Source organism: Streptomyces sp. RKAG290 (genome assembly GCF_023701695.1).
Classification (GTDB): Bacteria; Actinomycetota; Actinomycetes; order Streptomycetales; family Streptomycetaceae; genus Streptomyces.
Map to the genome: position 1 here is coordinate 71,495 of NZ_JAJOZC010000001.1, position 21,648 is coordinate 93,142.

A 21,648-nucleotide genomic window follows, 5' to 3' on the forward strand; every position below is an offset into this window, starting at 1 on the left:
TTGACCGCACGGAAGACGTGAACCTAATCTGAACGGCGTCCTCCAGAAAGCGCTTTCTAACCCCCACGTCGGCAACTACCGCACAGGGAGCGCCCATGAGTCGCCGCCGCACGTTCAGCAACGCCTTACCGCATCCGCGCCCCACGCGCGGGAAGCTGCTGTTCACCGCCCTCACCTTCGCCCTTGCCCTGCTCCTCGGCCTCCTGATCGCCTCACCACCCGGGGCGCACGCGGCCGCACACCGGCCGCCGGCGCGGATCACGGCGTCGCCGGTCCGGCCGGGGACCGTTCTCGCAGCGTCCCCACCCAGCGCGGCCGGCGCGCAGGACGTGACCGAGGGGTGCTCGCACGACAGCGGGCAGGCGGCTCCCGGCCCCGGTCCCGGGAAAGACCTCCGCGCCCCGAGCCCGGGGAAGGACTCCCGCAGGCGATTCCTCGGTGAGGTCGGGCCGAAGGCCGGGGCAGGTACGGAAGCGGGGCCGGCCGACTGCGTCGAGCCGGGCGGCGCCTCGGTGCCGCGGCCGCCCGAGGTGCGTGTCGCGACGAGCCGGGACAGCGGCCCGGGGCCGCTCACCGTCACCTTCTCCGGCACCGGCACTGCCGCGCTCGCCGGCCGACACCCCTCGTACGCATGGGACTTCGACGGCGACGGCGACACCGACTCGACGGCGGCGAAGCCCTCGCACACGTACCGCAACAACGGCGCGTACTCCGCGCGGCTGACCGTCACCGCACCCGGCGGGGCCACGCACCGGGCAGTGCGGAGGATCACGGTCGGAAACACCCGGCCCGTGGTGACGTTCGAACAGCCCCTGGCTCACGCCGTGTTCGAGCCAGGGGGCACCCTTTCGCTCACCGTGGGCGTGGCGGACCCGGAGGACGCCAGGAGTGCGGGCGGCGTCGACTGTGCGCGGCTGGTCGTGAAGTCACCGCTGGGCCGCGTCTTCGCCCTGCGGCCACTCGGTGGCCACCCCGCCTGCACGGGCGCGCTGGTGACCGGCCGCGAAACGGCGCGCGATGTCGGGTTCGAGGTCAGCGCGCGGTACGAGGACGGCGGCGCACCCGGCGCGCCCGCCCTCACCGGCTCCGCTTCGATGACGCTCCGCGCCGCCTTCTGCGAGGCGGAGTGGTTCACAGCGACCGGTGGTGCGCACGGCGGGGCGTCGGCGGGAAGCCGTTCCGGCGACTCCGGCGGACGACGGGCCATGGAGATCGAGGACGGTGACTGGATCGGTCTGGGCACGGTGTCCCTGAAGAACATCGGCTCGATGACGGTCCGTGCGGCTTCCGGCGGACTCGGCGGCACGATCGAACTGCGGTCCGGGTCGCCGGCCGGTCCGCTCCTCGCGGCGGTCGCCATCCCGTTCACCGGCGGCTGGGACCGGCCCGTGTCGCCGACCTTCGCGCTGGCCGGTCCGGGGCGCATCGTGCGGCTCTTCGCCGTGTTCACCAATCCGGCGTGGCGTGCGGGCACGGCGGATCTCCTCGCGCTGGACTGGCTCCGCTTCAACGGTTCGGACCTCGGGCCGGCTCCCGCAGAACTGGATGACCCCAGGGGCGCCGCACACGGACGCCGACCGGCGCGGGCAGTGCGCTCAGTGCGCGGCCAGCAGTTCCCCGTACCACGCGAGCGTGGCGTCGAGGGTGGCCGGGAGCGGGTTCGGGACGAGTCCGAACGCCTTCTCGATGGCGGTGGAGTCGACGATCTGCGCCTCGGTGTGCTGGTAGAACATCTCGGCGTACTCCGTCATGAACACCTCGTCGAACGGTCCGAACGGCCGGGGTTCCGCGACAACGGTGAGGGTCAGCGGGCGGCCGACGCGCTCCTCCACCATCGCCAGGATCTCGCGGGTGGTGAGCGCCGGGGCGGTGGGCAGGTGCCAGACCCGGCCGTCCCCGTCCGGATTCTCGCCCAGCGTCGCCAGGCCGGCCGCGACATCACCGATGTACGTGTAGCTGTGCGGCAGGTCTATGTCCCCGAAGGCCGGGACCTCTCCCCCGGTCAGCGCGGCCGGGAACACCGCCCCGCCGAGTGTGGAGTTGAGGACGCCGGGCCCCACGAAGTCGGCCGACCGGCCCAGCACGACGCGCAGCCTGCCCTCGGCGTGGGCGGCGAGGTAGCGGGCGTCGAGCTCCGCACGCATCCGGCCCTTGCGGGTGGTCGCGTTCCACGGGGTGTCCTCGGTCATCACCACGCCGTGCGTCTCGCCGTACGGGTACAGCGTGTCGAGGGCGACGAGGCGGGCACCCGCGGCTTCGGCGGCCGCCATCACCGCCTGCTGGATCCGTGGCATTACCTCGACCTGGAGGTGGTAGCCCACGTTCACGCAGTGGTAGACGACGGCTGCGCCGTCCACTGCCGCACGGGCGCCCTCATCGGTGGCGACGTCTGCGGCGAACCGCTCGACGCCTTCGGACACGACTCCGCCGCCTGTCCGGTCGACGAGCCGGACCGGGTGACCCCGGCGTGCGAGCTCGACGGCGAGAGCGGTGCCGGCGGGGCCGGCGCCGAGAACTACCTGAAGATCACGCACTGCGGTCATGGGGGTGCTCCCTGAGGTATGGACGCTGACGCGGACGGCTTCATCCGCTTTCGACAGCGAGCGGTTTCGGTGAGGAGCGGTTTCGGTGGTGAGCGTTTTTCGGTGAGCCGCCGACCCAGTCGCTACAACCTCTCGCTCCTGTTAGAGACCATAACTCTCGCGATGCGCCATCGCAACCCTGACCGTTAGACTCCGTAACTGGAGTGAGTTTGCATAGCGGAGCTCGCCCAGCAGAGTTCCCAGCGAATGAAAGGTGCGGAGATGGCCGAGGCGCAGCAGGGGCCACGGGCCCGTTACCGGGAGCAGACCCGGACGGAGATCAAGGAGGTGGCTCTGCGGCAGCTCGCCGACGGCGGGGTGGCGGCGCTCGCGCTCACCCGTATCGCGAAGGACATGGGCCTGTCCGGGCCCGCCCTCTACCGCTACTTCGCCAGCCGGGACGACCTGCTCCATGCCCTGATCAGGGACGCGTACGACGACGCCGCCACGGCCATGGAGGCGGTGGCCGGACGGTCGGCGGCAGCTTCGCAGAGCCCGCGCGAGCGGCTGCACGCCCTTGCGGCGGCCTACCGGGCCTGGGCGGTCGGCGCACCGCACCGCTATCTGCTGATCCAGGGCGCGCCGGTGCCCGGCTATGTCGCGCCCGCCGACACGCTGGACCGGGCCCGGGCGGTGCTCGGGCCCTTCCTCCCGGTTTTCGCGGACGGGACTCCCGCGTCAGGGGTGACCCCGGTGGTGACGCAGATGGCGGCCTGGCTGGGTGCGGACGCGGGCGTCGGCGACTGGGTGGCCGGGTACGCGGCGGACGCCGCCGACGACACCGACGCCGCGGCACGGGCGCTGGCCGGCGCACTGCTCGCCTGGGCGCAGCTGCACGGGCGGTGGCCCTGGAGGCGGCGGGGCAGTTCGCCGGGATGGGGCACAGCGCGGGCACCCTGCTCGATGCGCAGATCGGCATGCTGGCGGACGCGTTCGGGCTGGAGTGAGCGCGCCCGCGGACGACGCGGAGCGCCGGCCCGGCCCTCGGCCGGTCCGGCGCTCCGCGTCGCGTGGTGTGCGCGTGCCTGGTGGTGCTGTCAGGGGTGGACGAGGACCTGGGCGAGTGCCACCCGTCCCGTACCGGAAGCGAAGATCCGCACCGTGCGGGTCCGGCTGTCCAGGTTCACCAGCGTGGGACGCAGTGCCTTCCCGCTGATGTGCACCGTCCCGTCGTCCGTGACGACGTCGAAGTCGGCGGTGGTGGAAGAGGCGTCGTTCCAGATCTCGACCTGCCGGATGTGCCGGACGGCGCCGAGGTCCACCTGCCACCAGGCACCCGCCCCGGAGAGCGTGCGGGAGTCCGTGCTGGTGTCGGCGTCCAGGGCCAGCGCCGCTGTCGCCGTTGTCTCGGTCGAGGACTGGGTGGCGGTGCCGGTACGGGCCAGGTCGGTGCGCAGCTGCTCGACCGGGCCGCCGCGGGCGCCCGCCCGCGCGGCGACGGCGAGTGCTTCTGCGGGCAGCCGGTCCAGGCCGGTGACGTTGTCCGTCATCACGGAGCCGGCGCCGCCGAGAGCGGGGGCGGCGGTGTCCGTCCAGTTGGCGCGGGCGGTGTTCTGTATGCCGTAGTCCGCCCAGTTGGACACCCACTTGTAGCCGATGCGGGTGATGACGTTGTGCTCGACGGTGATGTGCGAGGACTGCTCGTCGAGGTAGATGCCGTTGCCGTCGCGCTCGGTGTTGTTGTACGCGGAACGGTTGATGTAGTTCCCGCTCAGGACCGTGCCGGGCTGGGCGCCCTGGGTGTAGATCGCGCCGCCGTCGTGCTGCTGCTGTGCGACCTCCATGACGTCGGTGATGCGGTTGGCCGTCACCCTGTTGTCGCGCAGCACGGACTTCTGGGCCTCGGGCTGGTTCCAGCCCCAGCCGACGGAGATCGCGGAGTAGGGAAGGTGGTCCAGGCTGTTGTGGTCCACGGTCAGCCCGGCCTCGTAACCGGCCCAGATCCCCACCGAGTCGGTGTACTCGACGCCGGAGCGGGTGATGGTGTTGTACGCGACGGTGTTCCGCTCCCCCGCGAGCGACTTCTCCGGCATCGGTTCGGTGTCGCCGACGAGCACGGCTCCGGACGACAGGTCGGTGAAGGCCGAGTGGGTCAGCGCGCTGTCCTTGGTGCCGGCTTCCAGGATCGCGCCGGCGCCGCCGAGGTGACTGAACCGGCTGCTGTCGATGTTCACGTGCTGTGCGCCGCGGACGGTGACCGCGGCGGACGGCTTGGTGTAGTAGCGGCCCGCGTGGTCGACGGGGCCGGTGGCTCCGGTCAGGGTGAGACCGGCCTGCATGCCCGCATAGCCCTCGTCGGTGCCGGGCTGTCGGTACGCCGCGTACGCGAAGCCGATCCCGCTGACGGTGACGTCGTGGGCGCCGTCGACGACGAGCAGCTGTTCGGTGTGCGGGGTGACCGTCTGCGCGCGGCGCATGTTCTCACCTTCGCGCGGCAGGTAGGTGACGGTGCGGCCCTTCGAGTCCCAGACGAACTCGCCCGGCTGATCGAGGAGTTCGGGGGCGTTCTCGAAGAAGGCGACGCCGCTGTAGCGGGTGGAGTCGACCGCGGTGGAGTCCCAGGCGGGTCCGGTGCGGTCGGTGCCGCTCGCCGAGTTGGTCCAGCAGGGCTGGACGAAGGTCATGGTGTCGCCGCTGACGCCGGCGATCCGGCAGTGGTAGTTGCGCCAGCGGACCCGGATGACGGCTTCGGCGTCGGTGGGGCGCTGCCACCGGTCGATTCCGGTCGCGGTGGCGCCGGTCATGCCGGTGGAGGTGGCGTCGCAGGTGCTCGCCGCGCAGGCCTCGCCGCGGGCCCGGATCGCGCGCCTGCCGTCGACGAAGAGCTGACGCGGGGTGACGCCGGCGGGGACGCCGGCGCTCCAGCTGCCGTCGGTGTTCCGCCGCCAGCCGGTGATGTCCTGGCCGCCGGAGAGCAGGGGTGTGCGCCGAGGGCCGCGGTCCAGGTGACGGTGCGGCCGTCTTTGCCGGAGTCGGCGGCGCCGAGCCTCAGTGGCTCGTCGCGCTTGTACGTACCGTCCTTCAGGAGTACGCGGACCTCACGCCGGGTCTCGGTCCTGGCCAGGTCGCGGGCGCCTTCCGGGGTGCAGGGCCGGGCGGCCGTGCAGGCCGAGCCGCGGCCGTCCGGGGACGCGTACAACGTGCGGGTGCCGGGTGCGGCCTGGGCGCCCGGGGCGGCGAGGAGCGCGGCGAGAAACGCGGCGGTGGCGGCAGCGGCTGTTCCTCGTACGACGTGCACGGTGCGGTTCACGCGGTCGCCTTCCAGTCGGGGTGGCCGGGCATGGGCGGGTTGACGGTCCCGAAGAGCCAGTCGCGCAGGAACGGGTCCAGGGACGTGTCGCCGGTGACGTCGACGGTGTGCCGGATGAAGGCCTCGGTGGTGTACGTGGAGTCCTTGAACCGCTTCACCCACTCGCGCATGACGTGGTCGAACTTCCGCCGGCCGGCCCGGAGGCTCAGGGCGTACAGCACGAGTGCGCCGCCGTCGTAGATGTTGGTGCCGCCGAGCGCCTTGGGAAGTCCGGGCGGGCCGTCGGCGGCGCGGACCGCGTCGAGCTTCTCGTACGTCGCCTTCATCTTGTCCTGGAGGACCGACCAGCCGCGCTCCTCGCCGTACAGGCCGGCGTAGTACACGGCGGGGCCCTCGTTGAGCCAGGCCTGCTGCCAGTCGTTCGGGGTGACGGAGTCGCCGAACCACTGGTGGACGAGCTCGTGGACCATGGTGGTCTCGTAGCCCGGCTGCCCTTCGGCGTTGAGCTTGAACCAGTTGGTGGAGAACAGGGAGAGGGTCTGATTCTCCAGTGCGTCGGTGTAGCCGTCGTAGATGTGGAGCCCGTAGACGGAGAACGGGTAGCGGCCGAACCTCGCCTCCAGCCAGGCCAGATGGTCGCCGGTACGGGCCACGATCGGGCCGTACTTCTCCTCCTGGCCCTGGGGCACGATGTGCCGCAGCGGCAGGCCGCGGTGGCTGGTGCCGTACAGGTAGGTGCCCTTGACGACGGCGATACCGATGAGCTCCGTCGCCATGCGCTCGCGCAGGGCGAAGTGCCAGACGGTGGAGCCGTCGGAGCGGGGTGTCCGGTGGGTCAGCTCGCCGTTGGCGGTGGCGACGAAGCCTTCGGGGGCGCTGATGTGGAAGGTCCAGGTCGCCTTGTCGGACGGGGTGTCGTTGCACGGCAGGAAGGTGTCGGCGCGCGAGGACTGGGCGGCCGACGCGAAGCCGCCGTCCGTACCGAACCGCCAGCCGGTGAGGCCGAGCCGGGGTGCCTTGCCGTTGCCCCGGTAGCGGACCTCGACGGTGAACGCCTGCCCGTCGTGCAGCGGGCGGGCGGGGGTGAGGGTGAACTCCTGGCCGCTCAGGCCGGGTGTGAGCTGCCAGGTGGCGGGGCGGCCTGCGACGGTGACCGCGTCGATGGTGTGGCCGTCGGTGTCCAGGTTGAACGCGGAGAGGTCCTGGGTGGCCCTGGCGTTGATCTTCACGGTTGCGGTGAAGTCGTAGGTCACCGGGGTGAAGTCGAAGGTCAGGTCGTAGTGCAGGACCTGGTAGCCGCCGTTGCCGAGCGTCGGGAAGAGCGGGTCGCCGACTCCGTTCGAGCCGGGCCGCGGGTCGAATCGGTGCGCCCGTGCGGTGGCGGGCGAGCCGAGGGCGGGGACGGCGACGGCTGCGGCGACCGCTGCCCCGCCGAGTCTCAGGACCGTGCGCCTGCTGGTGGGAGCGGCCATCACTTCTTGCCCTTCTGGAAGGCTTCCTCGAACTCCCCGCGGGCCTGCTCGCCGCCCTTGGCCAGGTAGTCCTTGACCAGCTGGTCGTAGGCGGACATGGGCTTGCGGCCCGAGATGATGTCCTTGAGCGCGTCCCCCTTCAGCGTGTTGAGGCTGCCGGTGCCCTTGGAGTCCCAGGTGGGTGAGGAGTACTGAAGGGTCGGGTCCGCCACCATCATCGGGATCATCTTGCTGAAGGTCTCGTGGACGTGCCGGACGCCCTGCTCCGAGTCGGCGCTGAAGACGGCGGGCACGGCGGACGCCATGAACTTCCAGGGCACGGTGACGTCCTGCGTCCCCTGCTTGGTGAGCGCCGGGTTGCCCTTGGCGTCACGGGTGAAGTCCCTGCCCTCGACGCCGTAGTTGAGGAGCGTGTACTCCTGGCTGCCGAAGGGGGACGCGGCGAAGTCGGCGAGCGCCAGGATCTCTTCGACCCGGTCCCCGGACGCCTGCTTGATGTGGGTGTTCTGGAGCTCGATGTTGTCCATCCAGGCGACGGCGTCCTTGCCCACCGGCACGAACGGCCTCGGATCGAACTTCTTGTCGACCGCGTTCATGGCGGCGACATAGCCGACCCCGGGTGCCAGATAGGTGGGCATGCCGTCGTAGACGTACGCGCCCTTGCCGTTCTTGAACATGTCCGTGTACTGGGCCTTCTGCGCCCCGGACATCTGAAGGGTGCCCGGGTAGTAGCAGCCGGCCTTGTACAGCAGCCGCGCGGTCTCGACCGCCTTGCGGTACTCGGGGGTCTCCAGGTCGGCGGTGAACCTGCCGGTCTTCTCGTCCAGCCGCCAGAAGTTGGGGGCGCCCGCGGACATGGCGAGCATGGATGTGGCGCCCGCGATGATCGCGTACTGGTCCTTGTCGGGCCGGGTCAGTTCCTTGCACAGCTCGACGAACCGGTCGAGGTCGGTGATCTGGTCGAGGCTCGTGACGCCGGCCTCCTCGAACAGGTCGTGGCGGTAGACACCGGCGCCGCCGGTGCCGGTCCGCGCGATCGGGATGCCGTAGAGCTTCCCGCCGAAGACGGCGGACTGCCAGGCGCCCTTCGGGATCGCGGCCAGGTTCGGGTAGTCCTTGACCTTGTCGCCCGCGAGGAAGGGGGTCAGATCGGCGCACTTGGCCTGGAGGAAGGCGGCCTTGTTGTCGACGCCGCCGCTCTCCGGGTACATGAAGAGGTCGGGCAGGCTGTCGCTGGCGACCATGGTGGAGAACTTGGTGCCGTAGTCGTCGGCGGGGACGGCGGTGATGTTCACCTTGCCGCCGAGCAGTTTCTCGATCTCCTGCCAGGCGGCGTTGCTGCCGCGCGAGGGAGGCGGCGGCGAGAAGGTCTCCATCGTCGCGCTGATCGGCTCGGCGCCCTCGAGCGGCGTGCCCTTCGTGGCCCGCAGCGGCTTGGACGGGTAGCTGAAGAAGCCCTGCGGGACACCGGCCGCGGTGCCGGCCAGATCGGGCTCGAGACCGATGTTGCGGACCGTGGTGTCCGGGAGCAGCGAGGCGCTCTTGGCCTCGGCCTTGGCGGTCGTGCCGCCGTCGCCGCAGGCGGCGAGCAAGGGGGCGGCGGCCAGTCCCAGACCGACGCCCGCACCCATGCGGAACAGTGCTCTGCGGTTGATGGGGGTTGAGCTCGGCACCTGAATCTCCTTGGAAGAGGGGAAGGAAGGAGTGGGGGGCGGTGGCTGCGCTCAGCCCTTGACGGCGCCGGTGAGCACGCCCTTGGTGAAGTAGCGCTGCAGGAACGGGTAGACGCACAGGATCGGTACGACGGCGATGACCAGGACCGCCATCTGCACGGCCTGCTGCGGGGCGAGCACCTCGCCGGCGGAGGCGGAGTTGAGGCTCTGGCCCTGCAGGACGTAGGTCCGCAGCACCATGGGCAGCGGCCATTTGTCGGAGTCGTTGAGGTACAGGAGCGAGTTGAAGAAGGCGTTCCAGTACGTCACCGCGTAGAAGAGGCTGATCACGGCGAGGACCGCCTTGGACAGCGGCAGGACGATCCGCACCAGGATGCGGAGGTCGCCGGCGCCGTCGACCTTCGCCGCGTCGTACAGCTCCTGGGGCAGGTTCATGAAGAAGGACCGCAGGACGACCAGGTTGAAGGCGCTGACCAGGGTCGGCATCACCAGCGCCGCGTAGGTGTCGTACAGCCCGAGTCCCTTGACCAGCAGGAAGTTCGGGATGATGCCCGCGTTGAACAGCATCGTGAACAGGGCCGTCATCAGGATGATGCGGGAGCCGGTGACCTCGCGGCGGGAGAGTCCGTACGCCATGCCGACGGTGACGAGCAGGCTGGCGAGGGTGCCGATGACGGTGATGCCGACGGAGACGATCAGCGCCCGGGTGACGACGCCGCCGGTGAAGATCGTGCGGTAGGCGTCCAGGTTGGGGTGGTCGGGCCACAGGACGAGGCCGGAGGCCTTGATGATGTCGGTCTGCGAGGCGACGCTCGTGCCGATGACGCCGATCAGCGGGTAGGCCACCGCGAGGACGACCACGACGACGGCCACCGCCTTGGCGGCCTGCCCCGTGCGCGTCGGTCGCTCCATCCACGGGGGTCTGCCGTCGGGCCTGCGCCGGCGGGCCGGCGGGGGCGGCGGTGCGGTGGCTTCGGATATCGCGCGCGTCTGCTCAGCGGTCAGCACCGCGGTACACCCCTTCGTGGCCGAGTCGGTGGGCGAGCTTGTTCGCGCCCAGCACGAGTACGGTGCCGATGACGGCCTTGACGAGTCCGACGGCGGCGGCGACGCCCCAGTCGTTGTCCTTGATGCCGTGGTAGTAGACGTAGGTGTCGAGGACCTCACCGGCGCCCGGGCCGACCGCGTCGCGCTGCAGCAGGATCTGCTCGAAGCCGACGGAGAGGATCTGCCCGAGGTTGAGGATCAGCAGCAGGATGAGCACGGGGGCGATGCCCGGCAGCGTCACGTGCCAGAGGCGGCGCCGGGGCCCGGCCCCGTCGATCGCGGCGGCCTCGTACTGCTGCCGGTCGATGTTCAGCAGTGCGGCCAGGATGATGATCGTGCCCCAGCCGGCGTCCTTCCAGGCCACCTGGAGGGTCAGCAGCCAGGGGAAGGCGTCGGGGTCACTCATCATGTCGTAGCGCGGCAGGCCCAGACCTCCCAGGACATCCGGCAGCAGTCCGGCGCCGCCCAGGATCTGCTGGAAGATCGAGACGATGATGACCCAGCCGATGAAGTGCGGCAGGTAGACGACGCTCTGCACGAAGCGCCGGATGCGGTCGCTGGCGATGCTGTTGAGCAGCAGGGCGAGGGCGACCGGGACCGGGAAGAAGAACACCAGCTGGACGAGTGCGATCTCCAGGGTGTTGAACGTCGCGCTCCAGAAGGCCGGTTCACCGAACGCCGAGGAGAAGTTGGCGAAGCCCACCCAGACGCTGTGCATGTATCCGAGGTAGGGCTGGTAGTCCTGGAACGCCACCACGTACCCCAGCAGCGGCACGTAGTGGAAGACGACGAAGTAGAGCAGGCCGGGCAGGGTGAGCAGCAGCATCACCCGGTCGCGCTTGATCCGCTGCCCGAGCGTCAGCCGGTGCGGCGGAGCTGCGGGCCGGGCCTCGGGCGGGGCGGGTTCCTCGCCCCGCCGCCGCCGCTTTTCCCGCGGCAGCGGGGGTGCTGTGTCAGCCATGGTGCGTCCTGTTCGGCCGGGTGGCGCGTGGTGAGCCTTCTGCGGCCGCAAGTTAGTAAGCGGTTAACCCAAGCGTCAAGAGATCCGAGCGAACGTCTTTGTTACGCAACGCTCCCGTAAGGCAATCCCTGCCGGAAAAACGTCAGATAGCGGCTGCAATCGGGCAGTTATCCATGGAGAGAGCTTGACGGTCGGCCGTCGCGCTCCCTAGCGTGCCGGTCATTCCATAGAACGCGATTACTGTCCGGAGGCAGGGTGCGAACCACCGAAGAGGCACCGGCTCCATCCGGGACCGACGCTGCGACCCCGCCCGCGAGGCGGCCGCGCACGGTCCTGGTGATGAGCCCCGGACTGCTGGACGAGGTCTTCCCGCCTCCCGTCCGAGCCCGGCTGGAGGAGACAGCGGACCTCCTCGACCCGTCCGTGATCAGCGAGTTCGACTCCCCGGACGCCGCGGCGGCGCTGTCCGTCGCGGAGGTCCTGCTCACCGGCTGGGGCTGCCCGCCCGTGGACTGCGCCCTGCTGGAGCGGGCGCCGGGGCTGCGGGCCGTGATCCATGCGGCGGGCACGGTGAAGACGTTTCTGTCGCCGGCCGCGTTCGACCGCGGAATCGTCGTCTCCTCGGCCGCGTCGGCCAACGCCGTGCCGGTCGCGGAGTTCACGCTGGCCGCGGTCATCATGGGGGCGAAACGGGTGTTCCCGCTGGCCGGGCTGTACCGCGCCCGCCGCACCCACCGCACCGGCGCCGACCTCGACCGGCAGCACTGGATCGGCACGAACGGGCTGACCGTCGGGATCGTGGGCGCTTCCCGGATCGGCCGTCGCGTCATCGAGCTGCTGCGGGTCCTGGACGCGCAGGTGCTGCTGTACGACCCGTACGTGGGCGCCGCCGAGGCGGAACTCCTCGGCGTCACCCCGGTCGATCTGGACACCCTCGTGGCGACCAGTGACGTGGTGAGCGTGCACGCCCCCGACACACCCGAGACCCGGGGGATCATCGACGCCCGCCGGATCGGTCTGATGCGGCCGGGCACCCTGGTCATCAACACGGCGCGCGGCCCGCTGGTCGACACCGAGGCGCTGACCGGGCACCTGGTCAGCGGGCGGCTCGACGCGGTCCTGGACGTGACCTCACCCGAGCCGCTGCCGGCCGGCCACCCGCTGTGGGACCTGCCCAACGTCTTCCTGACCCCGCATCTCGCCGGCGCCCAGGGCAACGAGGTGGGCCGGCTCGGGGCGCTCGCCGTCGACGAGCTGGCGAGGTACGCGCAGGGCGAGCCCTTCGGCCACCCGGTGCACCGGGCCGAACTGGGGAGGATCGCATGAACCCCGTCCCGCCACAGGCTCTAGGCTCGGCGTCACACAACAGCCACCAGGGGGTGAGCCGGATGCGCCGGCAGAGCACGGCCGGGGACGGACAGCGGCGGGCGACGGTCACCGATGTCGCGCGGCGCGCGAGCGTCTCGACGGCCACCGTCTCCCGCGTACTGAACCGCAACTACCCCGTCGCGGAGGCGACCCGGGAGCGGGTCGAGGCCGCCATGCGCGAGCTCGGCTACGTGGTCAACGCGCACGCCCGCGCCCTGGCCGGGGTCTCCAACCGCACCGTCGGCATCATCGTCAACGAGGTCATCGACCCGTTTTACGCCTATATCGCCAGGGGTGTGGAGCGCGAGGCCGCGCTCGGCGGGCGGCTCTGCCTGGTCTGCTGCACCCAGGGCGACCCGCAGCGCGAGCTGGCCTTCATCGACCTCATGCACGAGCGCAGGGCGGACGCGGTGGTGGTCGTCGGCGGCTCCATCGCCGACCGCGGCTACACCTCCGAGCTGGCCCGCCGGGCGCGCGAGCTGGACGCGGGCGGTTCCAAGCTGGTGCTGTGCGGCAGGCCCCCGCTTGGCGAGGCCGCACCCACCGCGGCGGTCGAGTACGACAACGAGGGCGGCGCCTTCGCCATCACCGACCACCTGCTCATGCAGGGCCACGAGCGGATCCTCTACCTCGGCGGTCCGCCCAAGCTCTCCACCACGCGCGACCGGCTGGCCGGGCACCGCCGGGCCCTGGAGCTGCGCGGTCTGGCGGCCGACCCCGAGCTGGTCCAGCCGGGCGCCTTCAGCCGTAACTTCGGCTACCGCAGGATGTCCGAACTCCTGCGGGACGGGCCGGAGTTCACGGCCGTCTTCGCGGCCAACGACGTGGTCGCCGCCGGCGCCGCCCAGGCGCTGGAGGAGGCCGGCCTGCGGGTTCCGAAGGACATCTCGCTGGTGGGCTACGACGACATCCCGGTCGCCCAGGAGCTGCGCCCCCGGCTGACCACCGTCCATGTGCCGCTGGAGGAGATGGGGCGGCAGGCGGTACGGCTGGCCGTCTCGGGCGGGGACGAGGACGACTGGCGCGAGCCGACGACGGGTGCGCTGCGGCTGGGCACCCACATCGTGGTACGCGATTCCGTCGGCCCCCGGGCGGACCGGCCCACCCGCATGTGACCGGTTACTTCCGCCGTGTCCACAGTTGGCCATAGAAAATCACAGTAACTTCGCGACTCCCCTTGCGGCTCGATAGCAACCGCTTACATGCTGACGGCAGGTCCCACCCCGTTCCGCACGCTTCCGCCCCTCATTCGTTTCTGCAGGGAGAGTTCCGCATGCGTAAGCCCAGCCCTTCGGTCTCGCTTTCCACCCCGGTCGGCCGCCGCTCCGTCCTCGCCGCAGCGGCCGGCGCCGGGGCGGCGGCCGCACTCGGCGCCACCGCCTCGTCCGCCCTCGCCGCGCCGGGCCGCCCCGGTGTCCGCCCGGTCGCGCTGACCGTCACCGCCCGCCCCGCCGCCGAGGCCGAGCGGCTCCGGCTCGCGCAGGCCCTGCGCGGCTCCGAGTTCCAGCCGACGGGCCTGTACGTGCCCGCCGCCACCCCGCTCTCGCTGACCGTCCGGCCGCACGACGGTCTGCTGCCCACGCTCTGGATCGGCGCCTGGGACTACTACGGCGAGATCACCGAACCACGGAGCTATCAGCTGTCGGCGGGGACCAACAGCCTGACCGACCCGCACGGCGGCCCCGTCTACCTGACCCTCACCGGGCACGGCGAGCGGGCCGACGTGCTGATCCGCTCCGGCGCCGTCCCCATGCCGGTCTTCACCCTCGGCCACACCACCGAGGCGGACTACCAGCGGCAGCTCGACACGCTGACCACATCGCCCTGGGCCGAACTCCACGGCCCGCACACGATCATGACGCTGACCCGCGACGGCGCGCTGCAGTACCGCGGCGAGGACCACGCGGCACTGCTCAGGCTGGTCGAGACGGTCATCGACTCGCACGCCCGGATCAGCGGGCTCGACGGTTCGGGGCCGCTGCACCGGAGGAAGGCCGGGCCGTACCACTTCACCGAGGTCAGCAAGGTGCCCACCGGTGTCGGCGCATACGCCACACACGGCTACAACGGCTTCCCGCGCGCCTATCTCGACCGGGCCACGACCGTCGAGGGCCTGCGGACGCGCGGCTGGGGCTCTACCACGAACTAGGCCACCTGCATCAGCAGATGGCCTACAAGCCGGGCGGGCTGACCGAGGTCACGGTGAACATCTACTCGCTGGCCGCCCAGCGCACCCTGCGGCAGCCGTCCAACCTGCTCACGGTCGACCCGGCGACAGGGCTCACCGCCTTCCAGACCTCACGGGCCAAGTTCGGCACCGCCGGGCTGAGTTACGAGACCTCGTTCGGCGCGTACGAGAAGCTCGTGCCGCTGCGTCAGCTGGAGCTCGCCTTCGGGGAGGACTTCTGGCCGCGGCTGCACCGGCTGGTGCGCGAGGAGAACCCGCAGTCGGACTACACGGAGAACGACAAGCGCTACCGGGCGCTGGCCACCTACTCCAGCCGCGTCGCCGGTCACGACCTCACGGACTTCTTCGTCAACACCTGGGCGTTTCCGGTCGACGCCGTCGGCAGGGCGGAAATAGCGGCCCTGCACCTGCCGCAGCCGCCGGTGGACCCGAGCACGCTCACCGACTGAACACGGGGACCACGGCGAACCGCGGAAACGAAGAGAACGCAGAGGAAAGGGAGTCACCATGCAGCTGAGCAGAAGGGCCCTGCTCGCCGCGAGCGGCGCCGCGGCGGTCACCGCGGCCGGCGGGGTGCTCGTCCCCGCGGCAGCTGCGGCGCAGCCGGCGGACGACGACTTCGACACCCTGCTCGGGCGGGCCGAAACCCTGCTCACCGGTGGCGAGTTCGACGCCTCCGACCCGGACTTCGCCGCCGCCGTCGCGACCCTGGACAGCACGGCGAAAGAACTGTGGGCCACCCTGGACCGCGGCGCCGGCCGCAGCGCGCTGTGGGCCGACCTCTCCCCCGTCACCGATCCGGGCAACTTCGGGCAGAGTTACACGCGGCTGCGTACCCTCGCGACCGCGTGGGCCACTCCCGGCACCTCCCTGGCGGGTGACGCGGAGACCGCCGAAGCACTCCTCGGCGCGCTGCGCTTCACCTACGACACCGCCTACCACCCGGGCGCGCGCGAGAGCGGCAACTGGTGGTTCTGGGAGATCGGCGCACCACGTGCGCTGATGGACTGCAGCGTGCTGCTCCGCGGACAGCTGTCCGCCGGCGATCTCGCCGACTATCTGGGCGTCGTCGACCGGTTCTGCCCGGACGCGGACCGGCGCACCAACTCCCCCACGCTGCCCGAGACGGGGGCCAACCGCACCGACAAGGCCGTGATCGTCGCCCTGCGCGGACTGCTGGGCGCGGACCCGGCCAAGCTGGTGTCCGCCCGTGACGCGCTCTCCGACGTGCGCGACGCGGGCCGCAACAGCCTCTTCCGGTACGTGGGTTCGGGCGACGGGTTCTACGAGGACGGCTCGTTCGTCCAGCACGACGTGGTCGCCTACACCGGCTCGTACGGCACGGTACTGCTGGGCGGTGCGGCCTGGCTGCTCTCGCTCCTCGCCGACTCGCCGTGGGCGGTCACCGACCCGGCGGTCTCGGTGATGTACGAGGCCGTGGAGCTCAGTTTCGCGCCGGTGGTCTTCGACGGGCTGATGATGGACACGGTGCGCGGACGGGCCGTGTCACGGGAGCGCGCGGGTGACCACCGGGACGGCGCGGCCGCCGTCGCGGCGATCCTGCTCCTGGCCTCCGGGGCGCCGGCCGCCCATGCGGCACGGTGGCGGACGCTGGCCAAGGGCTGGCTGACCCGTAACCGCACCACTCCGTTCGCGTCTCTCGCCACACTCCCCCAACTCGCCCTGGCCAAGGCCGTGCTCGACGACCGCGGCATCCACGCCGGGGCCCGCACGACGGGCAGCTTCGTCCTCGCCGACATGGACCGCGTGGTGCACCGCCGCCCCGGCTGGGCCCTGGCACTGTCGCTGTCGTCGAAGCGGATCTCCGCGTACGAGGCCGGCAACGGCGAGAACCTGCACGGCTGGTACACCGGCGACGGCATGACGTACCTGTACGACGGCGACGACCTGGGGCAGTTCAACGACGGCTTCTGGCCGACCGTCGATCCGTACCGGCTTCCCGGCACCACGGTCGACACGCGCCGGCGAGACGACCTCGGTGCCGGCGCCGGCACGTCCACCTACTGTCCGGCGAACACGGTGGCGGGCGGAGCCGTGCTGGCCGGCCGGTACGGGGCCGCAGCGATGGAGGTGACCGGCGCCGAAGGCAGCACCCTGCGGGCCAGGAAGTCGTGGTTCCTGCTCGACAACGCGGTGGTCGCACTCGGCGCGGGCATCACGGCGGCCGACGGCCGGACGGTCGAGACGATCATCGAGAACCGCAACCTCGGGGCGCAGGGCCGTAACCGGCTGCTGGTCGACGGTGTCCCGCGTTCCCTCGCGGAGGGCCGGGACACCACGTCCGACCGGGCCCGGTGGGCGCACCTGGAGGGAGTCGGCGGCTATGTCCTCGCCGAGGGCGCCGCGCTGCACTCCTTGCGCGAGCGTCGCACCGGCACCTGGCGGGCCATCGACACGGGGCGGACACCGCCGGCAGCACCGATCCCGTAACCCGCCGCTACCTCACTCTCTGGGTGGACCACGGCACCTCCCCACCGACGCCGGCTACGCCTATGTGCTGCTGCCGGGCGCGTCGGCGGCGGCCACCGCGGTCTGGTCCCGCTCCCGGCCGGTCCGGATCCTCGCCAACGACGCCACCGCACAGGCCGTGGAGGACCGAAGGGCCGGGCTGACCGCGGTGCACTTCTGGGGAGCCGGCTCCGCGGCGGGGATCACGGCGTCCGGTCCGGCGTCGGTGCTGGTGCGGCGACGGGGCGCACACGTGTCGGCCGCGGTCGCCGACCCGGGGCGCACACAGACCACGCTCTCGGTCGAACTCCCCTTCCACGTACGGTCCGTGGCCGAGACCGATGACACCGTGACCGTCACACCCGGGCGCAGGCCGGTCCTCACCGTCGCCGTCGGCGGCTCCCGCGGCCACACCCACCGCGCCGAACTCGTCCAGTGAGCCGTCCCCGCGCATCGACCCCGAGGAGCAGCACCACCATGTCCGTCGCACCGCATCTGCAACTGCCGCCCACCGACCGGATCCTGTCGTCACGCACCGGCTGGACCCGGGCGCACTGGGAGGCGGCCGCCGACCGGATGCTGGACGCGCTGACGCCGTACGCCACACCCGGTTTCGCGCAGTACCGGCTGCCCGGCCGGGGCAGCTGGTCGGGGGTCGTCTCGGACGGCCTCGAAGGCTTCGCCCGGTCGTTCCTGCTCGCCGCCTGCCGGATCGCGGGCGCGGGCGGGGCGGTGGACCCAGCGCTGACCGAGCGGTACGCGGCCGGTCTCGCGGCCGGCACGGATCCCGGCAGCGGGGAGGCGTGGCCGCGGCTGACGGACTGCTCCCAGCAGATGGTGGAGGCGGCGTCGGTCGCGGTCGCGCTGCACGAGACCCGGCCGTGGATCTGGGACCGGCTGGGCGCCCGGGTGCAGGAGCGGGTGGTCGACTGGTTCTCCGGGTTCGTCGGCGGCCGGACCTGGGACAACAACTGGCGGCTCTTCCAGGTGGTGTCCGAGCAGTTCCTCGCCTCGGTGGGCGCGCCGTACAGCCGCTCCGACATCGAGGACGGGCTGGACCGGATAGAGGACTGGTACGTCGGTGACGGCTGGTACACCGACGGGGACGGCCGCAATTTCGACTACTACGTCGGCTGGGCCATGCACCTGTACCCGCTGCTGTGGGCGCGGATCGCCGGACCGGACGCCGACGGCGGCCGGGCGGCGGTCTACCGGCAGCGGCTCAGCCGGTTCCTGGAGGACTACCAGCACTTCTTCGGGGCCGACGGTGCCCCCGTCCACCAGGGCCGTTCGCTCACCTACCGGTTCGCCGCGCTGGCTCCGGTGTGGATGGGGGCGCTGGCCGACTGCACCCCGCTGGAGCCCGGACTGACACGCCGGCTCGCCTCGGGCACACTGCGGCACTTCGCCGAGCGCGGCGTGCCGGACGAACGAGGGCTGTTGACGCTCGGCTGGTACGACACCTTCCTGCCGTCCACCCAGCCGTACTCCGGTCCGGCCTCGCCGTACTGGGCGAGCAAGGGCTTCCTCGGGCTGCTGCTTCCGGCCGACCACGCGGTGTGGACCGCGCGGGAACTCCCGCTGCCCGTCGAGGAGTCCGACACCTTCACGGCTCTTCCGGTGCCCGGCTGGCTGTTGCACGGCACCCGGCACGACGGCATCGTCCGGCTGGTCAACCACGGCAGCGACCACAACCCGCCCGCCCCCGCTCCGGCCGCCGACGCCGTCGGCACCGACCCGGACCTGGCGGCGGGCGAGGACGATCCGCACTACGCGAAGCTGGCGTACTCGACGGCGACCGCGCCCCAAACCGCGCCGCACGCCCTGGCCCGCAACATCGACGGCCATCTGGCGCTGCTCGCCCCGGACGGTACCCCGTCCCGGCGGCGCCGGATCCACCCGCTGCGCTGCGAGGACCGCACGGCGGCGTCCTGGTCGGCGGCCCGGCTGCCCGGTGACGACCGCGCGTACCGGATCGAGACGACGAGCGTGCTGCACGGGCCCTGGGAGATCCGGGTGCACCGGGTCGAGGCGCCCGCGGGCGCGGTGGTCCGGGAGGGCGGTCACGCGGTCGCGCACCCGACGAGTCCGTTCGCCTCGTCGGGGCCCGACTGGGCACTCGCCCGCACGGCCGAGGGGCTGAGCAGCGCGGTGGTCGCGCTGTACGGGTGGGACGGCGGCGCCGACGGGGCCGCCGTGGCACGTGACGTCGAGTCCAACGCCTACGGGCCGCACTCGGCGATCCCGTATCTGCGCAGCGCCCCCCGTCCGGGCGGCCGGAGCATTCATGTGTCGCTCGTCGTCCTCACCCGCGACAGCGTCCATCCGGAGGCGCTCCGTACGGCGGCGCGCGTTCGGGTCGACGGTGACGTGGTGGTGCTGACCTTCCTGGACGGGAGCAGCGTCGAGGTCTGACCGGCGCCGGGCGGGCCCGCGACCCGCCCGGTGGCCCGGGCTCAGAGTCCGATGCTGTTGTCCTCCCGGCGGTGGATGTGCCCGACGAGCTCCTGCGCGAGGGACTTGATCGTGTCGAGCCCGGCCCGCCCCCAGGGGCGGGGCACGGTGTCCACGGCGCAGACGGCACCCAGCGCGATCCCCGTGCGGTCGATGAGCGGCGCCCCGAGGTAGGAGCGAATGCCTATGTCGTCGACGACCGGATTGCCGGCGAACCGCGGATAGTCGCAGACGTCCTCCAGGACCAGCGCCCTGCGCCGTACGACGACGTGCGGGCAGTAGCCGTGGTCGAGGGCCACATAGCGGCCGCTGCGGCCGCTGCCCGCAGCCGTGGCTCCCAGGTCGGCGCCCTTGCGGGTGCCCGCCGGGGTGTGCAGCCCGGCGTAGAACTGCCGGTTCCCGTCGATGAAGTTGACTATCGAGAAGGGCACTTCGGTCACTTCGGCCACCCGGTCGGCGAAGGCGTCGAAGTTGTGAAACGAGGCGTCGGCCCGTTCCCCCAGGCCGAGGCTGCGCAGCCGTTGGGTGCGGACGCGGGCATCGCTGTCGACGGGCGTCAGCAGCATGCGTCCGATGGCGTGCGGAATCACGAATGGACTCCGAAACTTCCATGGCCGGAGAGCGGGGCCGGTTCGGCGGTCGCGTTGATCAGGTGCTGGACCAGGGTGACCAGCGCGCCGGTGCCCGAACTGGCGATGCGGGCGTCGCAGAGGACGACCGGCACCTCGGGCGTCAGGTCGAGTGCGGCCCGCACCTCCTCGGGTCCGTAGCGGAAGGCGCCGTCGAACTCGTTGACGGCGACGATGAATCCGATCCCGCGCCGCTCGAAGAAGTCGACGGCGGCGAAGCACTCCTCCAGTCTGCGGGTGTCGGCGATGACCACCGCTCCGAGCGCGCCCTGGGACAGCTCGTCCCACATGAACCAGAAGCGTTCCTGGCCCGGTGTGCCGAACAGATAGAGCACGTGCTGTTCGTCCAGCGTGATGCGGCCGAAGTCCATGGCCACTGTGGTGGAGGTCTTGGACTCGATGCCTTCGAGGCTGTCGGTGGCCGCGCTGACCTGGGTCAGCAGTTCTTCCGTACTCAGCGGTGCGATCTCGCTGACCGCGCCGACGAATGTCGTCTTGCCGACCCCGAACCCGCCCGCCACCAGTACCTTGAGCGCGACGGGAAAGCCGCCGGGACTGCTGGGGGCTGCCGCGTAGCCGATGGTTCCGGAGGCGTCCGCGTACCCGCCGTTCGCCGGACTGGCCGGGTAACCGACGTCCCGCTGGTGCTGCGCGTACCCGGAGCTCCCGGGGCCGTCCGAATAGCCGACGTTTCCGGGGCTTGCGGCCCCCGCGTACGGGGCGGAGCTGTCGAAGCCGTCAGAGCTGTCGTCGTAAGCCATCGAGCACTGCCTCCAGCAGGGATCGGTCAGTGGGCATGTCGTGGAAGGCGGGCGGGTGCGCGGTGACCGCGCCGCAGTCGACCAGGTCGGAGAGGAGCACCTTGGTGACGACCGCGGGCAGCCGCAGGTGGGCGGCGATCTCGGCCACCGACGTGGGTCCGCCGCAGAGTCCCAGCGCCACCGAGTGCTCGGGGCCGAGGTGCGTCTGCGGAACGGTCCCGGTGGCCATGACCAGGGACAGCAGGTCGAGCACGGTCGTGGGACGGGTGCGGCCGTTGCTCACGGTGTACGGGCGGATGAGGCGGCCTGCCGCATCGTCGAGCAACGGCCCGTCCTGCGTGGCCGACACGCTCACAGCCCCGTGGCGCCCGGCACCCCGGCCGCCTGTCTTGCCGGCGTCAGCAGATAGGGCCGGACACTCTTCACCAGCATGGTCATCTCGTAGCCGAGTACGGCGGCGTCGGCGTTCCGCCCGGCGAGCACGGCCAGACAGGTGCCGGAACCGGCGGTGGCGACGAACAGGAGCGTCGAGTCGAGCTCCACCACCACCTGCCGGACCTCCCCGTTGTCGCCGAACCGCGCCCCCGCGCTGCGGCCCAGCGAGTACAGGCCGGCGGCCAGCGCCGCCATGTGGTCGGCGCTGTCGGCGTCCATGCCATGGACTGATTTCACCAGTCCGTCGGCGGAGAGCAGGACCGCGCTGCGCGTGTAGGGCACGCGCTGTACCAGCCCGCTCAGCAGCCAGTCGAGGTCCGAGACCTGACCGGACGGCATATCGGTCGCCATGGTGCATC

Annotated in this window: 14 protein-coding genes and 4 pseudogenes; 7 read left to right on the forward strand and 11 right to left on the reverse strand. The window is 71.6% G+C overall.

Annotation, left to right across the window (positions count from 1 at the left end):
* Window positions 1-95: 95 nt before the first annotated feature.
* Window positions 96-1,451: pseudogene (locus LNW71_RS36730) on the forward strand (PKD domain-containing protein); the annotation flags it as partial.
* Between the two features lie 144 nt (window positions 1,452-1,595).
* Here the strand turns inward: LNW71_RS36730 and LNW71_RS00335 are convergent.
* Complete coding sequence (locus LNW71_RS00335) at window positions 1,596-2,543, reverse strand: NAD-dependent epimerase/dehydratase family protein (RefSeq protein WP_250966370.1); 948 nt, start codon at window positions 2,541-2,543, stop codon at window positions 1,596-1,598.
* Window positions 2,544-2,804: 261 nt separating this feature from the next.
* On the opposite strand from LNW71_RS00335, the pseudogene LNW71_RS00340 reads away from it, so the two are divergent.
* A pseudogene (locus LNW71_RS00340) lies at window positions 2,805-3,529 on the forward strand (TetR/AcrR family transcriptional regulator).
* Between the two features lie 90 nt (window positions 3,530-3,619).
* On the opposite strand, the gene LNW71_RS00345 reads toward LNW71_RS00340, so the two are convergent.
* The 6 genes from LNW71_RS00345 to LNW71_RS00370 form a co-directional block, all read right to left on the reverse strand.
* Window positions 3,620-5,383, reverse strand: coding sequence for a right-handed parallel beta-helix repeat-containing protein (locus LNW71_RS00345; RefSeq protein ID WP_374119500.1), 1,764 nt, complete (start codon window positions 5,381-5,383; stop codon window positions 3,620-3,622).
* A complete protein-coding gene (locus LNW71_RS00350) occupies window positions 5,323-5,832 on the reverse strand; it encodes a hypothetical protein (RefSeq protein WP_250966372.1) in 510 nt (169 codons plus the stop codon). The genes LNW71_RS00345 and LNW71_RS00350 overlap by 61 nt, the downstream gene beginning before the upstream one ends.
* Window positions 5,829-7,304: a M1 family metallopeptidase gene (locus LNW71_RS00355; protein ID WP_250966373.1), complete on the reverse strand. Its 1,476-nt coding sequence runs from the start codon at window positions 7,302-7,304 to the stop codon at window positions 5,829-5,831. The genes LNW71_RS00350 and LNW71_RS00355 overlap by 4 nt, the downstream gene beginning before the upstream one ends.
* On the reverse strand, window positions 7,304-8,977 hold the full coding sequence (locus LNW71_RS00360) for an extracellular solute-binding protein (RefSeq protein WP_250966374.1): 1,674 nt from the start codon (window positions 8,975-8,977) through the stop codon (window positions 7,304-7,306). The genes LNW71_RS00355 and LNW71_RS00360 overlap by 1 nt, the downstream gene beginning before the upstream one ends.
* Window positions 8,978-9,028: 51 nt before the next feature.
* A complete protein-coding gene (locus LNW71_RS00365) occupies window positions 9,029-9,889 on the reverse strand; it encodes a carbohydrate ABC transporter permease (RefSeq protein WP_250966375.1) in 861 nt (286 codons plus the stop codon).
* 82 nt (window positions 9,890-9,971) lie between these two features.
* A complete protein-coding gene (locus LNW71_RS00370) occupies window positions 9,972-10,985 on the reverse strand; it encodes an ABC transporter permease subunit (RefSeq protein WP_250966376.1) in 1,014 nt (337 codons plus the stop codon).
* A 339-nt stretch (window positions 10,986-11,324) separates the two neighbouring features.
* Here LNW71_RS00370 and LNW71_RS00375 point away from each other — a divergent pair, with 339 nt between their 5' ends.
* The 5 genes and pseudogenes from LNW71_RS00375 (at window position 11,325) to LNW71_RS00395 (ending at window position 19,425) form a co-directional block, all read left to right on the forward strand.
* Window positions 11,325-12,311, forward strand: a complete 987-nt coding sequence (locus tag LNW71_RS00375; protein ID WP_250966377.1) for a hydroxyacid dehydrogenase — start codon at window positions 11,325-11,327, stop codon at window positions 12,309-12,311.
* Window positions 12,312-12,373: 62 nt separating this feature from the next.
* The gene (locus LNW71_RS00380; RefSeq protein ID WP_250966378.1) at window positions 12,374-13,468 is read left to right on the forward strand and encodes a LacI family DNA-binding transcriptional regulator; all 1,095 of its coding nucleotides are present in this window, start codon (window positions 12,374-12,376) and stop codon (window positions 13,466-13,468) included.
* Window positions 13,469-13,626: 158 nt separating this feature from the next.
* Window positions 13,627-14,990: pseudogene (locus LNW71_RS00385) on the forward strand (M60 family metallopeptidase).
* 58 nt (window positions 14,991-15,048) lie between these two features.
* A pseudogene (locus LNW71_RS00390) lies at window positions 15,049-17,449 on the forward strand (polysaccharide lyase 8 family protein).
* 38 nt (window positions 17,450-17,487) lie between these two features.
* Window positions 17,488-19,425 carry a DUF2264 domain-containing protein gene (locus tag LNW71_RS00395; RefSeq protein ID WP_250966379.1) on the forward strand — a complete coding sequence of 646 codons (1,938 nt, stop codon included), beginning with the start codon at window positions 17,488-17,490 and terminating at the stop codon, window positions 19,423-19,425.
* A gap of 41 nt (window positions 19,426-19,466) precedes the next feature.
* Here the strand turns inward: LNW71_RS00395 and LNW71_RS00400 are convergent, their stop codons facing one another.
* From LNW71_RS00400 to LNW71_RS00415, 4 genes are all read right to left on the reverse strand, one after another.
* The gene (locus LNW71_RS00400; RefSeq protein ID WP_285337903.1) at window positions 19,467-20,030 is read right to left on the reverse strand and encodes a GAF domain-containing protein; all 564 of its coding nucleotides are present in this window, start codon (window positions 20,028-20,030) and stop codon (window positions 19,467-19,469) included.
* 20 nt (window positions 20,031-20,050) lie between these two features.
* Window positions 20,051-20,674: an ATP/GTP-binding protein gene (locus LNW71_RS00405; RefSeq protein ID WP_250971845.1), complete on the reverse strand. Its 624-nt coding sequence runs from the start codon at window positions 20,672-20,674 to the stop codon at window positions 20,051-20,053.
* Window positions 20,675-20,831: 157 nt separating this feature from the next.
* Entirely contained in the window at window positions 20,832-21,203 is a 372-nt protein-coding gene (locus LNW71_RS00410) for a DUF742 domain-containing protein (RefSeq protein ID WP_250966381.1), read from the reverse strand.
* A gap of 2 nt (window positions 21,204-21,205) precedes the next feature.
* Complete coding sequence (locus LNW71_RS00415; protein WP_250971846.1) at window positions 21,206-21,640, reverse strand: roadblock/LC7 domain-containing protein; 435 nt, start codon at window positions 21,638-21,640, stop codon at window positions 21,206-21,208.
* Window positions 21,641-21,648 lie beyond the last annotated feature (8 nt).

Excerpts from the sequence above, each read along its gene's own strand:
- LNW71_RS00335 (WP_250966370.1), bottom strand. The coding sequence starts at position 2,543 with ATGACCGCAGTGCGTGATCTTCAGGTAGTTCTCGGCGCCGGCCCCGCC.
- LNW71_RS00355 (WP_250966373.1), bottom strand. The coding sequence starts at position 7,304 with ATGGCCGCTCCCACCAGCAGGCGCACGGTCCTGAGACTCGGCGGGGCA.
- LNW71_RS00365 (WP_250966375.1), bottom strand. The coding sequence starts at position 9,889 with ATGGAGCGACCGACGCGCACGGGGCAGGCCGCCAAGGCGGTGGCCGTC.
- LNW71_RS00370 (WP_250966376.1), bottom strand. The coding sequence starts at position 10,985 with ATGGCTGACACAGCACCCCCGCTGCCGCGGGAAAAGCGGCGGCGGCGG.
- LNW71_RS00375 (WP_250966377.1), top strand. The coding sequence starts at position 11,325 with ATGAGCCCCGGACTGCTGGACGAGGTCTTCCCGCCTCCCGTCCGAGCC.
- LNW71_RS00380 (WP_250966378.1), top strand. The coding sequence starts at position 12,374 with ATGCGCCGGCAGAGCACGGCCGGGGACGGACAGCGGCGGGCGACGGTC.
- LNW71_RS00395 (WP_250966379.1), top strand. The coding sequence starts at position 17,488 with ATGTCCGTCGCACCGCATCTGCAACTGCCGCCCACCGACCGGATCCTG.
- LNW71_RS00400 (WP_285337903.1), bottom strand. The coding sequence starts at position 20,030 with ATGCTGCTGACGCCCGTCGACAGCGATGCCCGCGTCCGCACCCAACGG.
- LNW71_RS00415 (WP_250971846.1), bottom strand. The coding sequence starts at position 21,640 with ATGGCGACCGATATGCCGTCCGGTCAGGTCTCGGACCTCGACTGGCTG.